Raw genomic sequence first — 13,164 nt, forward strand, 5'->3', positions numbered from 1 at the left:
TCGCGAGCCTCACCGTGAGGTCGCGGATCTCGTAGCCGCCGATGTCGTTGGCGAACGTCACCCGCGGCGTCGCCGCCATGCGCACGCCGTCGAGGGCGAACAGCCGGGTGAGGAAGACGTCCGTCTCCAGGCGATGCCGGACCCCGGGCAGCGGTGCGGGCCGTCGCCGAAGGAGAGCGCGGCCCCGTCGACGGGGCGGCCGGGGCACATCGCCAGCGGCTGCGCGCCGACGCCCGACGGGTCGGTGTTGGCCGCGTCCACGTACACGTCGATCAGCGCGCCCGCCGGCACCGTGACCGGACCGTCATCGCCGTCGAGTTCGAGCGGCGCAGTCGTGCGGCGGCGCAGCTTCGCGACGACGGGTTCGAGCCGCAGGATCTCGTGCAGGACGGCCAGGCGGCCGGGCTCGTCGGCGGCGCGGTAGCGCTCCAGGAGAGCCTCGTCGGTGAACAGGTGCCAGGCAGCGACGCAGATGAACTCGCGGGTGGTCACCATGCCGGCCGCGGCGAAGGTCAGGCACTCTCCGAGGATCTCGGCGTCCGAGCAGCCCTCGGCGATCAGGTGGGAGATGAGGTCGTCGCGCGGCTCGCGGCGGTGGGCGCGCACGGCCGGGCGCACGTCGGCCAGGTGGAAGCGCAACCAGTTGACGTTCTGCCTGACCAGCCAGTAGAGCCCGTGCACGCTGGTCAGGCCGGGCCGGCCGAACTTCTCGGGGAAGAACCGTTCCAGCCTGCCGCGGAGGCCCGGCCTGCTGGAGGTGAGGCCGATGATCGCGCTCGCCACCTCGATCGCCATCCCGAAGCTCAGCTCCGGCAGCGGGGCCTCGCCCGCCGCCCGCAGCTTCGCGAGCTGGCGTTCGGCGACCTCGGCCATCAGATCGCGGTAGTGCTCGTCCACGCGGCGCGGTGTGAAGTACTTCGCCGTCTGCCGGCGGTGCTCGCGGTGTTCGGGCCCGTCGCGGTAGAGGACGGGGCGCCGCACCCGGGCGGGCAGCTTCTCGACCGTCTCGACGCCGAGCCCGGCCTGGACGGTGCCGTCGCCGCGCAGCACCGCGCGGGCCTGGGCGTACCCGGTCACCTGCCACGTGCCGTCGCCGGCCTGCCGCACCGGGCAGCCGTCGTGGGGGGCGGGCCGGCGGATCTTGCGCGCGTCATCGTCCACGCCGCCCATGCTGAGCCCCGTACGGCGGCAGATCAAGGGCCGCCAAGGCCGCGGGCGGCGCCGTGCCACAACGGACCCGTGACGTCCGCATGGGCATCACGCCGCTGCTGGACGTCTGCCACGGCCTGTTCTCCCGGGCCGCGACGCTCGGGCATGGTGCGATGGATATGGTCGCCGTGGCCGTGGAGGCCGAGACCGAGCGCCTGACGCGAGGAGAGCAAGCGTGATCGTGATCGTCACCGGTGGTTCCCGGGGAATCGGCAGGAGCATCGTCGAACGGCTGTGCGCCGACGGGGTGGGCGTACTGTTCAGCCATTCCAGCTCCGACGAGGAGGCCGGCGAGCTCGCCGAACGCCTCGGCCCGCTCGCCCACGCCGTACGCCTGGACGTCACCGACGACGACGGTCCTGGCCGCCTGTTCGACGTCGCCGAGTCGCTGGGCGAGGTGACGGGCCTGGTGAACAACGCCGGGGTCACCAGCCGGATCGGCCCGCTGACCGCGCTCAGGGACGAGGAGCTGCGGCGGGTCGTGGACGTCAACCTGGTGGCGCCGCTGCGGCTGTGCCGCGAGGCCGCCCGGCGGTGGGCGAGCACGCCTGGCAAGTCCCGCAGGTCGATCGTCACGGTGTCGTCGGTCGCGGCCCGCACGGGCTCGCCGGGCGAGTACGTCGCCTACGCGGCCACCAAGGCGGCCGTGGACACCATGACGGTCGGCCTGGCCAAGGAGCTGGCCCCCGGCGTACGCGTCAACGCGGTCTCCCCCGGGACCATCGAGACGTCGATCCACGCGCGGTCCGGCGAGCCCGGCCGGGCCTGGCGGGTGGCCGAGCGCATCCCCATGGGCCGTCCCGGTAAGCCGGAGGAGATCGCCGAGGCGGTCGCGTGGCTGCTGTCGGACAAGGCGTCGTACGTCACGGGCACCGTCCTGGACGTCGCGGGCGGGCTGTGATCAACGACCGCCGCACCCGGCGTCCCTGATCAACGCGGGCAGCGGCATCCCGCTCCGCGGCGCGCGGCGGGTGAGACCGCGCCGGCGCTCCAGCGGCTCGTCCGGGTGCCGCCGGCATGGATCCGTCACGCCGGCGATCATTTTCATCATGCTGTGATCTTGGGGACATCACCCCGACACACGACGCTCGGAATGTGGCGGTTAATCCCCCTTTGCTCTGGAGGAACCGTGACCCCAGCACCCCCCTCCGACGCCGACCTCAACACCATGATCAGGGCCCGCCTGGCGGCTCTGGGCATCGACCTCGACCAGTTTCCCCCCGGCACCGTGCCGGACCCGGAGACGGGCGCGCCGGGCCGCGACACCGTCCTCGCCTCGTTGCGTTCGTTCGTGCGCGGCACGGTCACGTCGCTGGCGGCGTACCAGCTGCCGGCGCCGGACGGCGGCGCCGACCCCGCGCTGTCGCAGCAGCGCGCGCCGATGATGTACCCGTCGATCAGCGTGGAGTGGCGCCGATGAGCGGGCCGGCCGACCGCGCTGTGGACCGGCGGGCCTTCCTCGCCAGGACGGCGGCGATGGGAGCCGCCGGGCTCGCCGCGACGGCCTGGCCGTCGCCCGCGCACGCCTCCGGCAGGGAACGGCCCGGCCTGGACGTCTCCGGCGCCTACGTCAAACCGCGCCCCGAGGCCATGTCCGATCCCACGGAGCTCACCGTCGCCGAGGCCGCGTGGATGATCCGCGAGCGCCGGCTCAGCCCGCTGGAGCTCGTGGATGCCTATCTGGCCAGGATCGACGCGTACGAGGCGACGTACCTGGCCTTCAACACGGTGCTCGCCGACGCCGCGCGGGAGGCGGCGCGGTCGGCGGGACGCCGGCGGGCGCACGGCCCCCTGCACGGCATCCCGGTGGCGATCAAGGACAACTACTACACGCGGGGCGTGCCGACCACGGCCAACTCGTTCCTGTTCCGGGATTTCGTGCCGGGCTTCGACGCGACGGCCGTGGCGTCGCTCAAGGCCGCGGGGGCGATCGTGCTCGGCAAGACCCAGATGGGCCCGCTGGCCACCACCCGCGCCACCACCCCGTCGGGCGAGATCACCACGGTCAACGCGTGGACGCCGGACGACCCGGGCGTCAACCCCGGCGGCTCGTCCACCGGCACGGCGACCGCCGTGGCGGGGCGGCTGGCGTCCGCCGGAACGGGCACGCAGAGCCGGCGGCTCCATCACGGCGCCGTCCAACGCGCAGAACCTCACCGGACTCAAGCCGACCATGGGGCGGGTGTCGCTGTACGGGATCATCCCGCTCAGCTACACGCGCGACCATCCGGGGCCGCTCGCCCGCGACGCCAAGGACGCGGCGATCATGCTCGCCGCGATGGCCGGCGAGGACCCGGCCGACCCGCGTACGCAGGGCCTGCCCAAGGTGCCCGCGCTCATCGACGCCGCCACCCCCGTACGGTCGGGCGGACGGGTGCGGCTGCGCTGGAACACCCGCGTCGGGGTGCTGCCCGGCTACGCCGACGGCTCGTCCGAGACCGCCGCCGCGCGCCGGGCGTTCCTGTCGGAGCTGGCCGCGATCCGCGGGGTGACGCTGGTCGAGGTGCCCTACCCCGACGAGTGGGACGTGCTCACCGGCAACGACCTCAACAACGTGCGGCTGCCGGAGCGCAGCGAGCCGTTCATGCCGTACCTGCGCTCGGACCTGCGCGGGTTCGGGGTGTCGGTGATCGGCTGGCTGCAGGGCGCGCTCATGGGCGCGAACGAGTACGTCACCGGCCAGCGCGCCAAGCTGCTCCTGCTGGAACGCGTCCTGGACCAGGTCTTCGAACGGTGCGACGTGGTGGTGCAGACCTCACCGACCCCGTTCGACGCGATCGGCCTGCCGGAGCTCGGCTTCCCGATCGGGTTCACGGCCTCGGGGCTGCCGATCGGCACGATCCTCGGCGGGCTGCCGTACGGCGAGGACCGGCTGCTGTCGGTCGTGGCCGCCTACCAGGCGGTCACCGACTGGCACTGGCGCCGCCCGGCCGACCCGCCGGCCGCCCGCCTGCGCACCCCGGTCTCCCGGGGCCGCATCACGGCGGAGGAGGCCGCCGAGCAGTCGCAGTAGCTCAGCCGGGGATGCGCAGGGCCAGCAGGGCCACGTCGTCGTCGTTGTCCTCGGGACGGGTACGGCCGAGCAGCGCGTCGCACATGCCGTCCAGCGGCTGGCGGGCCAGCGAGGCGGCGTACCGGCTCAGGTCGGCCATGCCCTCGTCGAGGGATCGGGTCCGGGACTCGATCAGCCCGTCGGTGTAGAGCAGCAGGGTGGACTGCGGCGGCAGGGCGACGGCGGCGTCCTCGCGCGCGGCCATGATGTCCGTGCCGAGCAGCAGGCCGCCGGCGTCCTCCAGGTAGCGGGTCCGCCCTTCGTGCTCGACCAGCAGCGGCGGCGGGTGGCCCGCGTTGGTCCAGCGCAGCAGCCAGCGTCCGTCGACGCGCTTGACGCGGGCGAAGACGACGGTGGCCATCGCGGCCTCGACCATGCGGGTCACCGCCTGATCGAGCCGTTCCACGATCTTGCTGGGCGGCTCGTCCAACTCTCCGGCGTACGCGCGCAGCATGTTGCAGATCTGGGCCATGCCGGAGGCGGCCTCGAGGTCGTGGCCGACGACGTCGCCGATCACCAGGCCGGTCGCGCCGCCGGGCAGCGGGAAGGCGTCGTACCAGTCGCCGCCCACCTGGGAGGCGTCCGGCGCGGGCAGGTAGCGCGCGGTCATCTGCAACCCCGGGACGTGGGGCAGTTGCGGCAGCAGGTGGCGCTGCATGGTCTCGGCGACGCGGCGCTGCCGCTCGTACAGGCGGGCGTTGTCGAGCGCGAGGCCGGCGCGGCGGGCGATGTCCTCGACCAGCAGCAGGTCGGAGGTGGTGAACGCGCCCGGCCGTTCGGCGCGGCCGAGCGTCAGCGCGCCGACCACCTCGCGCACCCCGCGGATCGGCGCGATGCTCGCCGAGTGCATGCCGGTGGCCCGGAACAGTTTGCGCTGCGCGACCGCGACGGCGGAGTCGGGCGCCACTTCGTACGTCTCCCGCGAGGCGATGGTCGCGGTGACCCCGCGCAGCGCCCGCGACAGGGGCATCGTGGACCCCTGCGGCACCGGCGGCATCGGGCCCTCCAGATCCTTCCGGTGGACCAGGCCGCCGTTCTCCTGGTGCACCACGGCGGCGCGCGAGACCCCTCCCTCCTCGGTGAGCAGGTCGATCACCACCCAGTCGGCCAGCAGCGGCACCACGAGCCGGACGAGCTGGCGCAGCGTTTCTTCGACGTCGAGGCTGGAGGTGAGCGTCGTGGTGGTCTCGGCGAGCAGGGCCAGCCGGTCGAGCTCCGTCATGGATCCCGCCAGGCACGTCGGCCCCCGGCCGGCCGAGACCGCCGGCCCGCTCTCGTGGAAGAGCATCAGGATGCCCGGCCGGCCGTCGCCGAGCCGGCAGGCGGTGACCAGCCAGGAGACCGGCAGCACGCTGCCGTCACCGCGCGCCAGCCACTCGCGCTCGCCCTGCGAGGTGCCGCGGGTGAGGAGGGGCTCGCGCAACACGCAGCGGCTGCGGGGGACGGGCTCGCCGTGCTCGCCGCGGTGCAGGGCGTCGTGGGCGTCATGGCCGAGCAGGTCACCGGGGGGCCTGCCGAGCAGGACCCCCGCCCGGGCGTTGACCTCGACGATGCGCCCGCGGTCGTCCACCACGCACGCGCCCGCGTCGGAGAGGTCTCCCAGCCGCCACAGGCGGTGATCCTGCGACGTGAAGGAGCGCGCGCCCTCACCCGCCGAAACGTCCACGGCCGCTCCTTTCTCCCTTCATTCTGGTCATTCGACCCAGTCTTCCAGCAGCCTGGACCGGTTGGCCGCGCGAAATCGAGCACGAGAGGTGCAGAAGATCTCCATGGCAAGATGGAGCCGGTGACCGTCATCTCCGCCGTCCGTGCGCTCTGCGTCGTGCTCTGCCTGGCCGGATGCGGCGTGGAGGCGGCCACCGCGCCAAGCCCCACCGTACGCGACCCCCATCATCCCCTGGCCTCGCCGCCGCCGACGGTCTGGTCGCCTTCCCCGGCGCCGACCTGTTCCGGCCCGGGGACGATCGTGGCCGCCGGGCTCGTGGACGCCGCCATGGGCCTGCGCGCCCAGACCGTGACCCTCACCAACTGCGGCGACGAGGTGCGCACCGTCCGCGGCTATCCCCGCGTCCGCCTCCTGGACGGCGACGGGGAGCCGCTGGACATCGAGATCGACGAGGGCGCGCAGCAGGTCACGACCGCGGTCAAGGACCCCGGACCGCGGACGGTGACGCTCCGCCCTGGCCGCTCGGCCATGTTCGCGGTGGTGTGGCGTAACACCTACACCGACATCAGTCGCCCGCCCGCGCTCGGCACCACCCTCGTCGTGCGCGGTCACCGCGTCCCGGGCAACGTCGACCTGGGCTCCACGGGCGTGCTGGGCGTCACCGCCTGGGAACCGGTCAAAGAGTCCGGTACATGACGTGCAGCCCGACGTAGCCCTTCGCCGGATGCCGGAACCCCTCCGGCAGCGTGCCCATCACCTCGAACCCCAGTGACCGGTACAGCCCCACGGCGCGTTCGTTCGTCGCGGCCACCGCGTTGAACTGCATCACCCGGTAGCCCTCCGCCCGCGCCCACTCCAGCGTGTACGCGCACAACGCCCGGCCCACGCCCCGCCCGGCATACGCCGGGTCGACCATGTAGCTGGCGCTCGCGACGTGCGACGCGTTGCCCATGTGGTTACGGTTCATCTTCGCCGTCCCCAGCACCGCGCCCGAGTCGTCCACCGCGACGACCGTACGGCTGGGAGCGGACAGCAGCCACCAGTCGCGGGCCTCGTCGCGCCCGAGATCCGTCGGGTAGGTGAAGGTCTCCCCTGCGGCGACGATCTCGTGGAAGAACGGCCAGATGGCGGACCAGTCCCCAGTGGTGGCTTCCCTGATCAGCATCCGGACAGCATCCCACGGCCAGGTCTCCCCCCGGTCACGCCAGGTGGTGCACCTGGGTGAGCGGCAGCTCGCTCGCCGGCGGCAGCCCCACCGGCCTGCCGTCCACCAGCACGGGGCCGCCGTCACGAGGCACGTGGACGTGCGGGACGCGGGTGTTGCGGACCATGGCCGCGCGGGTGAGCCCGCGCGCCCCGCTGATCGGCAGGTAGCTCGGCCCCTGCGGCAGCGCCCGACGGGCGACGGCGTCCTCCAGCGCCTCCGCCGCCACGAAGACGTGCGCCAGCCGGCGCGGCGCGTCCCCCATGGCGCCGAAGAACCTCCGGTACGCCCGCGGCTGCCCGGCCCGCGTGGACGCGGCCCCTGACGCGCTCACCCCCCACGCCACGAACCCCGACTTCACGACCAGCTCCGGCTTCGCGCCGAACCACGCCGGATGCCACACCACGAGGTCGGCGACCTTGCCCGGCGCGATGCTGCCGATCTGACCGGCCATCCCGTGCGCGATCGCGGGGTTGATGGTGATCTTCGCGAGGTACCGCAGCACCCGCTCGTTGTCGTGGCCGCCGTCCTCCCGCGTGGCCGCCTTGGCGTGCGCCGCGAGCTGCCAGGTGCGGCGGGCCGTCTCCCCGACGCGGCCCATGCCCATCGAGTCGGAGTTGACGATGCTCACCGCGCCGGTGTCGTGCAGCGCGTTCTCGGCCGCGATCGCGCTCGCCCGCACCCGGCTCGCGGTCACGTCCACGTCGCCGGGCAGCAGCGCGTTCTGCCGGTGCACGGTCATCGTCATCGGGAACAGCTCGGCCACGGTGTTGACCGTGTACGGCAGCGTGGGCGTGGTCGAGGACGCCAGCACGTGCGGGTGGGCGAGGATCTCCAGCAGGTCGGGATGCCCGCCGCCGCCCTCGACGTGGTAGGCGTGCACGGTGCGCCCACGTGTCGCGTCGAGGGTGTCGGCCAGCAGGCCCGACTCGTTGAGCGAGTCGGTGTGCAGCGCGACCGGCAGGCCGGCGGCGTCGGCCACCGCCAGGCAGGTGTCCACGACCGCGGGCTGCGCGCCGAAGTCCTCGTGCACCTTGAACCCGCCCGCCCCGGCGAGCACGGCCGCCTCCAGGGGCGCGCGGCGCACCGACGAGCCGCGGGCGAGGAACGCCACGTTCACCGGCACCTCCCGCCACGCCTCGATCATCAGGTCGAGGTTGCGCTTGGGGTTGACGCCGATGTCCCACACGCCTCCGAGGCCCATGCCGACCACCGTCGTGACCCCGGCGGACAGCGCCACGTCGAGCAGCGCCGGGCTGGACAGGTGGACGTGCGAGTCGACCACGCCCGGCGTCACGATCAGGCCCTCGGCGGGGATCATCGCGGTGTGCGGGCCGACCACGAGCTCGACGTCGTCCACCGCGTCGGGCGAACCGGCCCTGCCGATGCCGGCGATCCTGCCGTCCTTGATCCCGATGTTCGTCTTGACCACGCCGAGCAGCGGGTCGAGGACGAGCGCGTTCGTGACGATCATGTCGAGCTCGGACGAACGGGCGCCGCTGGTGAGCAGCAGCCCCTCGCGCACGGTCTTGCCGCAGCCGCCGAGCAGCTCGTCGCCGGCCTCGGTGTCGTCGCGTTCCACCTCGACCACGAGCCCGGTGTCGGCCAGGCGCACCCGGTCGCCGGTGGTCGGGCCGTACACGGCCGCGTACGTCGCCCTGTCGAAGCTCATCGTCCGTCCTCCAGCGTGAGCCGGGGCGCGGTGGCCGCGCCGCCCAGCCTGACCAGCCTCACCGTGATCGTCGCCCCCGGCGGGAAGCACAGGCTGCTGCCCGCGGGCACGTCCAGCCGGTGACCGCGCGCCGCCTCCCGGTCGAACGACAGCGCCGCGTTGGCCTGCCAGAACGGGTAGTGCGACGAGACGTGCACGTCCACGTCCGCGGTGTTCGTCACCTCGATCTCCAGCCGTGCGCGGCCGGGCGCCAGGGCCGCGTCGGCCCGCGCCGCCGGCATCACCGCCCCGGGGTCACCGGGCCCCGGCTGCCGGCCCAGCGGGTCGTCGACGGCCACGAGCGCCGTCCCCGCGGGGAAGAGCGCGTCCACCTCGACCCGGCGGACCAGCGCCGCGACGCCGGGCTTGGCCTCTTCGGCGCGCACCGCGCCGCGGCCCGCCGCGATCACCTCCTCCATCGGCAGCCCGTCCCATGCCGCCTCGAACACCGCGTCGGCGACCAGCGCGATCACCTCGGGCGCGGACAGCCTCGCGCCCCGCGCGCGGCGGCGGCGGGCCAGCTCGGCCACGGTGAACACGGTCAGCCGGTCGTGCTCCGCCGGAGTCAGATGCATCGGGCGCCCCTACCAGTCGCGGACGAGTTCCATGGTGGAGCAGTGGATGCCGCCGCCGTTCTTCAGGATCTCGTCGTACGGCACCGGCACGATCTCCACGCCCTCGGCGGCCAGCCGGTCGGCGGTGCGGACACAGTGGGCCGGGAACAGCAGCCGGCGCGGCCGGACGGTGAGCGAGTTGCAGGCGTACTGCTCGTCGGGGTGCGGCGAGACGACCTTGATCCCGAGGTCGTCCAGCCGGGCCAGGAACTCGTACGGCAGGCGGTGGGTGTTGGCCAGCGCGAGGTCGTCGTCCACCATGTGGAACTGCCCGTCCACGTGGATCGTGTATCCCGGCAGCGGCACGGTCACCAGCTCGATGCCGAGCGGCTCCAGGATCGCGGCGAGCTGCCGCGCCCCCTCCGGGTTGCAGCGGATCGACAGGCCGAAGACCGCCAGGTCGCGCCGGAGCTTGACGAACGTGCCGCCCTCGGCGAGCCCCGTGCCGGTGATCGTGCCGAGGATCGGCATGCCGAGCGCGGCCACCGTCCGGGTGATCGACGCCTCCTCGCCGCGCCGCATGCGCGGCGCCAGCCGGGTGATGACGGCTCCGCCGGGCACGGTCAGCATCGGGTCGCGGGTGAACACCGACTTGGTGTGCTCCGGCATCTCGGGCGCCTCGACGACCTCGACGTCCTCGGCCCGCAGCGCGGACAGCAGGGCCGCGTGCTGCTCCATCACCAGCTGCATGTTCGGCGCCTTGCCGCCGCGCCAGTACCAGCGCCGCCGCGGATCGACGAGCGCGCCGGCGCGTGGGTCCCACGCCTCCTCGGTGATGGCGGCCAGGCCGCTCGCGGGGCGGCGTACCAGCACCGTGCGCAGCGGGCTCACCTCGTCGGCGGCTCCCCACCGGCGGCCCCAGTAGCGCTCCAGCTCGGCCGGGTCGTGGAAGGCCGGCTCCGGCTCGGGGCCCACCAGCTTGTGGTAGTAGTGCTCGGGCTGAACGCCGTCGTCGGCGATCGCGTTCATGGTCGGTCCTTTCCGTACGTCACAGTTCCGCGACCCGGAGCCGCTGCGCGGCCACGGCGGCGAACAGGGTGATCAGCGAGAATACGCAGAGCATCGCCGCGAGCGACCACAGACTGCCGCCGGTGGCGGCCAGCAGGGCGGTCGCGGCCAGCGGCACGAACCCGCTGATCGCCCCGGAGACGTTGTACGACAGCCCCACCCCGGAGTACCGCACCTCGCTGCTGAACATCTCACTGAGCAACTGCCCGCAGGCGGCGTAACTGACCGACACCAGCACCAGGCCGGCCACCATCGCGATCGCGAGGCTCCACGCGGTGCCCAGGCCGACCAGCCAGAAGATCGGGAACGCCGCCACGGCCGACGCCGCCGCCCCCCAGACCGCCACCGGTCCGGGCCCGACGCGGTCGGCGATCCGGCCGAACACCGGATAGAGGCACAGGTTGAGGAAGGAGCCGCAGACCGCGGCGTTGAGCAGCACCGTACGGTCGATGCCGACGGTGTCGGCGCCGTAGTTGGTCAGGTACGTGCCGGCCAGGTAGTAGCCGCCGATCCCGACGAACGACACGGCGATGCCCACGACCAGCCGCCCGCCGCCGGTGCGGAAAAGCTCGACGAGCGGCCGCTTGGCGGCGCGCTGCTGGACCAGCATCTCCTGGAACACCGGCGACTCGTCCACCCTGCTGCGCACCCAGAGCGCGATCAGCAGCAGCGGGAAGCCCAGCAGGAACGGGATACGCCAGCCCCACGACTCGAACTGAGCGTCCGGCAGCAGGCTGACCAGCGCGAACACGCCCGTTGCCGTCAGCGAGCCCACCGGCGAGCCCATCTGCGGCATCACGCCGTAGATGCCGCGCTTCTCCTTCGGCGCGTGCTCGACCGCCAGCGTGGCCGCGCCGCTCCACTCGCCGCCGACCGACAGGCCCTGCAGCAGGCGCAACGTGGCCAGCAGGATCGGCGCCGCCACGCCGATCTGCGCGTACGTCGGCAGCAGGCCGATGCAGCCGGTGACGACGCCGATGAGCACGACGGTCACCATCAGGATGCGGCGCCTGCCGTACCGGTCGCCGAGGTGACCGAACACGGCCGCGCCGACAGGCCGGGCGACGAAGCCGACACCGAACGTGGCGAACGAGGCCATCGTGCCGGCGACCGGGCTCAGCTCGGGGAAGAACTGGGTGTTGAAGACCAGCGCCGCCGCCGTGCCGTAGACGTAGTAGTCGTACCATTCCAGCGCGGTGCCCGCGAAGGCGCCCAGCGCGACCGTCCTCGGATTGCTCTGCGCGGCTCGTGCCGTGGTTTGCATGGTGACACCCTGCCGTGCGCTTGACCTGCGCTTCAAGCGCAGATCGACACCCGCGTACCGTCGCTAGACTGTGCACTTGCACAACGAGGGAGGCATCAGCGGATGACGTCCAAGGTGGTCGAGCGGCTCTCCCGCCGGCTCCTGCGCGACGTCGGCCCGCTCGCCGACCGGTTCCTCGCCGAGCTCGCCGCGACCAGGGCCTACGACGGCGCCGCCGTTCCCGACGGTGTCCTGCTGGCCGACGCCCGCCGCAGCCTGGAGCTGATCCTGCGGCGCGTCGGCGGGTTGCCGCTGCCGGAGCACATCGCGGGCGCCTCCGCCGAGATCGGCGCGGCGCGGGCCGAGGCGGGCGTGCCGCTGGACACGCTGCTGCAGGCGGTACGCCTCGACGCCCGGGTCGTCTGGCAGGAGCTGCGCCTGCACGCCGACCCCTGCGACCTGGACAGCCTGGTGGCCGGGGCGCCTCAGGTCTGGGAGGCGGTGGAGCACCACTCCATGGGCATCATGGCCGCCTACCAGCAGCGGGTGCTGGAGATGGCCCAGGAACGGCAGGACGAGCGGGCGCGGTGGTTCGCGCGGCTGCTGGAGTGCGACGGCCGCCATCCCGACATCCGGCGGCAGGTGGCCACCGTGCTGGGGCTCGACGAGGGCGCGGCGTTCGCCGTCGTCGCCTTCCCGCCCGGCCCCCTTCCTCGTTCCGTACGCGAGCAGCTCGACGTGCTGGGCATCCGCCGGCACACCCAGGACCGCCCGGCCGGCTCCATCGCCGTGCTGCAACTGCCCGCCCGCTCCAACAGCGCGGCCGAGGGCTGGTTCCGCGGTGTCCGCTGCGCCGTGAGCCCCGTCGTGGACGGTCTCGCCGAGGTGCCCCGGGCCGTACGCCTGGCCGAGCTCAGCGTGTACGCCCTGCCGCCCGACGCCTCGGGGCCGCGCGCCACCCGCGACCTGTGGCCGGCGATCGCGGCGGGCGCGCTCGGCGAGTTCCGGGCCGACCTCGTCCGCGACGCGCTCGGCGGGCTCGCCGACCTGCCCGCCCGGGACATCGCCCGGCTGCTGGAAACCGTCGAACGCTACCTGTCGACGGGGTCGGTCGCGGAGACGGCGCGGCAGCTCTACTGCCACCGCAACACGATCCTGAACCGCCTGCGCCAGTTCACCGCGGCCACCGGCCGCGACATCATGACCTCGACCGACGCCACCGTCATCACCCTGGCCCTGCACGCCCGCGCCTACGAGTGACCATGCCGCCGGCGCACGCGGACTTGTCCGTACCTCCGGATCCGCGTCCAGGGCCTTGGCGATGCGTTCGAGCACCGGCGGCGTCGGAACGGCCTCGAACCGCACCGCGAGGTTCCTTCATCGGCCCAGCCTGACCGTGGTGAAGGGACGCGTGCGCGCCTCTTCACCACGTGGGTGGGTCAGGTGCCGGTCGGGGT

General features: G+C 73.4%; 14 protein-coding genes and 1 pseudogene. 7 read left to right on the plus strand and 8 right to left on the minus strand.

Annotated features, from left to right (window positions below):
* Window positions 1-57: 57 nt before the first annotated feature.
* Entirely contained in the window at window positions 58-1,161 is a 1,104-nt protein-coding gene (locus E1286_RS22345) for a cytochrome P450 (RefSeq protein WP_223190252.1), read from the minus strand.
* A gap of 89 nt (window positions 1,162-1,250) precedes the next feature.
* Here E1286_RS22345 and E1286_RS48005 point away from each other — a divergent pair, with 89 nt between their 5' ends.
* Entirely contained in the window at window positions 1,251-1,388 is a 138-nt protein-coding gene (locus E1286_RS48005; protein ID WP_165969852.1) for a hypothetical protein, read from the plus strand.
* On the plus strand, window positions 1,385-2,110 hold the full coding sequence (locus E1286_RS22350) for an SDR family NAD(P)-dependent oxidoreductase (protein ID WP_132615391.1): 726 nt from the start codon (window positions 1,385-1,387) through the stop codon (window positions 2,108-2,110). The genes E1286_RS48005 and E1286_RS22350 overlap by 4 nt, the downstream gene beginning before the upstream one ends.
* Here the strand turns inward: E1286_RS22350 and E1286_RS48010 are convergent, their stop codons facing one another.
* Window positions 2,111-2,260: a hypothetical protein gene (locus E1286_RS48010; protein WP_165969853.1), complete on the minus strand. Its 150-nt coding sequence runs from the start codon at window positions 2,258-2,260 to the stop codon at window positions 2,111-2,113.
* A gap of 78 nt (window positions 2,261-2,338) precedes the next feature.
* Here E1286_RS48010 and E1286_RS50385 point away from each other — a divergent pair, with 78 nt between their 5' ends.
* The 3 genes and pseudogenes from E1286_RS50385 to E1286_RS51330 all read left to right on the plus strand — a co-directional run bounded on the left by E1286_RS50385 (window position 2,339) and on the right by E1286_RS51330 (window position 4,222).
* The gene (locus tag E1286_RS50385) at window positions 2,339-2,629 is read left to right on the plus strand and encodes a hypothetical protein (RefSeq protein WP_132615392.1); all 291 of its coding nucleotides are present in this window, start codon (window positions 2,339-2,341) and stop codon (window positions 2,627-2,629) included.
* Window positions 2,626-3,258: pseudogene (locus E1286_RS52100) on the plus strand (amidase family protein); the annotation flags it as partial. The gene E1286_RS50385 and the pseudogene E1286_RS52100, both read left to right, overlap by 4 nt.
* A 76-nt stretch (window positions 3,259-3,334) precedes the next feature.
* Window positions 3,335-4,222, plus strand: coding sequence for an amidase family protein (locus E1286_RS51330; RefSeq protein ID WP_281282715.1), 888 nt, complete (start codon window positions 3,335-3,337; stop codon window positions 4,220-4,222).
* A gap of 1 nt (window position 4,223) precedes the next feature.
* Here the strand turns inward: E1286_RS51330 and E1286_RS22365 are convergent, their stop codons facing one another.
* Window positions 4,224-5,927, minus strand: coding sequence for a SpoIIE family protein phosphatase (locus tag E1286_RS22365; RefSeq protein ID WP_132615393.1), 1,704 nt, complete (start codon window positions 5,925-5,927; stop codon window positions 4,224-4,226).
* A gap of 120 nt (window positions 5,928-6,047) precedes the next feature.
* On the opposite strand from E1286_RS22365, the gene E1286_RS22370 reads away from it, so the two are divergent.
* Window positions 6,048-6,623, plus strand: a complete 576-nt coding sequence (locus E1286_RS22370; protein WP_165969854.1) for a DUF4232 domain-containing protein — start codon at window positions 6,048-6,050, stop codon at window positions 6,621-6,623.
* Here the strand turns inward: E1286_RS22370 and E1286_RS22375 are convergent.
* From E1286_RS22375 to E1286_RS22395, 5 genes are read right to left on the minus strand one after another with little or no spacing between them, the layout of a single operon-like run.
* A complete protein-coding gene (locus E1286_RS22375) occupies window positions 6,604-7,092 on the minus strand; it encodes a GNAT family N-acetyltransferase (protein WP_132615395.1) in 489 nt (162 codons plus the stop codon). The genes E1286_RS22370 and E1286_RS22375 overlap by 20 nt on opposite strands.
* 34 nt (window positions 7,093-7,126) lie before the next feature.
* Window positions 7,127-8,803 carry an urease subunit alpha gene (locus E1286_RS22380; RefSeq protein WP_132615396.1) on the minus strand — a complete coding sequence of 559 codons (1,677 nt, stop codon included), beginning with the start codon at window positions 8,801-8,803 and terminating at the stop codon, window positions 7,127-7,129.
* Window positions 8,800-9,417: an urease subunit gamma gene (locus E1286_RS22385; protein ID WP_132615397.1), complete on the minus strand. Its 618-nt coding sequence runs from the start codon at window positions 9,415-9,417 to the stop codon at window positions 8,800-8,802. Before E1286_RS22385 ends, E1286_RS22380 begins: the two co-directional genes overlap by 4 nt.
* A 9-nt stretch (window positions 9,418-9,426) precedes the next feature.
* A complete protein-coding gene (locus E1286_RS22390; protein ID WP_132615398.1) occupies window positions 9,427-10,425 on the minus strand; it encodes a dimethylarginine dimethylaminohydrolase family protein in 999 nt (332 codons plus the stop codon).
* A gap of 19 nt (window positions 10,426-10,444) precedes the next feature.
* Window positions 10,445-11,728, minus strand: a complete 1,284-nt coding sequence (locus tag E1286_RS22395) for an MFS transporter (RefSeq protein ID WP_132615399.1) — start codon at window positions 11,726-11,728, stop codon at window positions 10,445-10,447.
* Between the two features lie 102 nt (window positions 11,729-11,830).
* Here E1286_RS22395 and E1286_RS22400 point away from each other — a divergent pair, with 102 nt between their 5' ends.
* Window positions 11,831-12,967: a PucR family transcriptional regulator gene (locus E1286_RS22400; RefSeq protein ID WP_132615400.1), complete on the plus strand. Its 1,137-nt coding sequence runs from the start codon at window positions 11,831-11,833 to the stop codon at window positions 12,965-12,967.
* Window positions 12,968-13,164: the final 197 nt, after the last annotated feature.

The organism is Nonomuraea terrae (assembly GCF_004348995.1).
Lineage (GTDB): Bacteria > Actinomycetota > Actinomycetes > Streptosporangiales > Streptosporangiaceae > Nonomuraea > Nonomuraea terrae.

What these genes read in the sequence shown, in the direction of transcription:
- E1286_RS22400 (WP_132615400.1), top strand. Translation starts at nt 11,831, where the DNA reads ATGACGTCCAAGGTGGTCGAGCGGCTCTCCCGCCGGCTCCTGCGCGAC.
- E1286_RS22395 (WP_132615399.1), bottom strand. Translation starts at nt 11,728, where the DNA reads ATGCAAACCACGGCACGAGCCGCGCAGAGCAATCCGAGGACGGTCGCG.
- E1286_RS22375 (WP_132615395.1), bottom strand. Translation starts at nt 7,092, where the DNA reads ATGCTGATCAGGGAAGCCACCACTGGGGACTGGTCCGCCATCTGGCCG.
- E1286_RS22385 (WP_132615397.1), bottom strand. Translation starts at nt 9,417, where the DNA reads ATGCATCTGACTCCGGCGGAGCACGACCGGCTGACCGTGTTCACCGTG.
- E1286_RS48005 (WP_165969852.1), top strand. Translation starts at nt 1,251, where the DNA reads ATGGGCATCACGCCGCTGCTGGACGTCTGCCACGGCCTGTTCTCCCGG.
- E1286_RS22380 (WP_132615396.1), bottom strand. Translation starts at nt 8,803, where the DNA reads ATGAGCTTCGACAGGGCGACGTACGCGGCCGTGTACGGCCCGACCACC.
- E1286_RS48010 (WP_165969853.1), bottom strand. Translation starts at nt 2,260, where the DNA reads ATGATGAAAATGATCGCCGGCGTGACGGATCCATGCCGGCGGCACCCG.
- E1286_RS22390 (WP_132615398.1), bottom strand. Translation starts at nt 10,425, where the DNA reads ATGAACGCGATCGCCGACGACGGCGTTCAGCCCGAGCACTACTACCAC.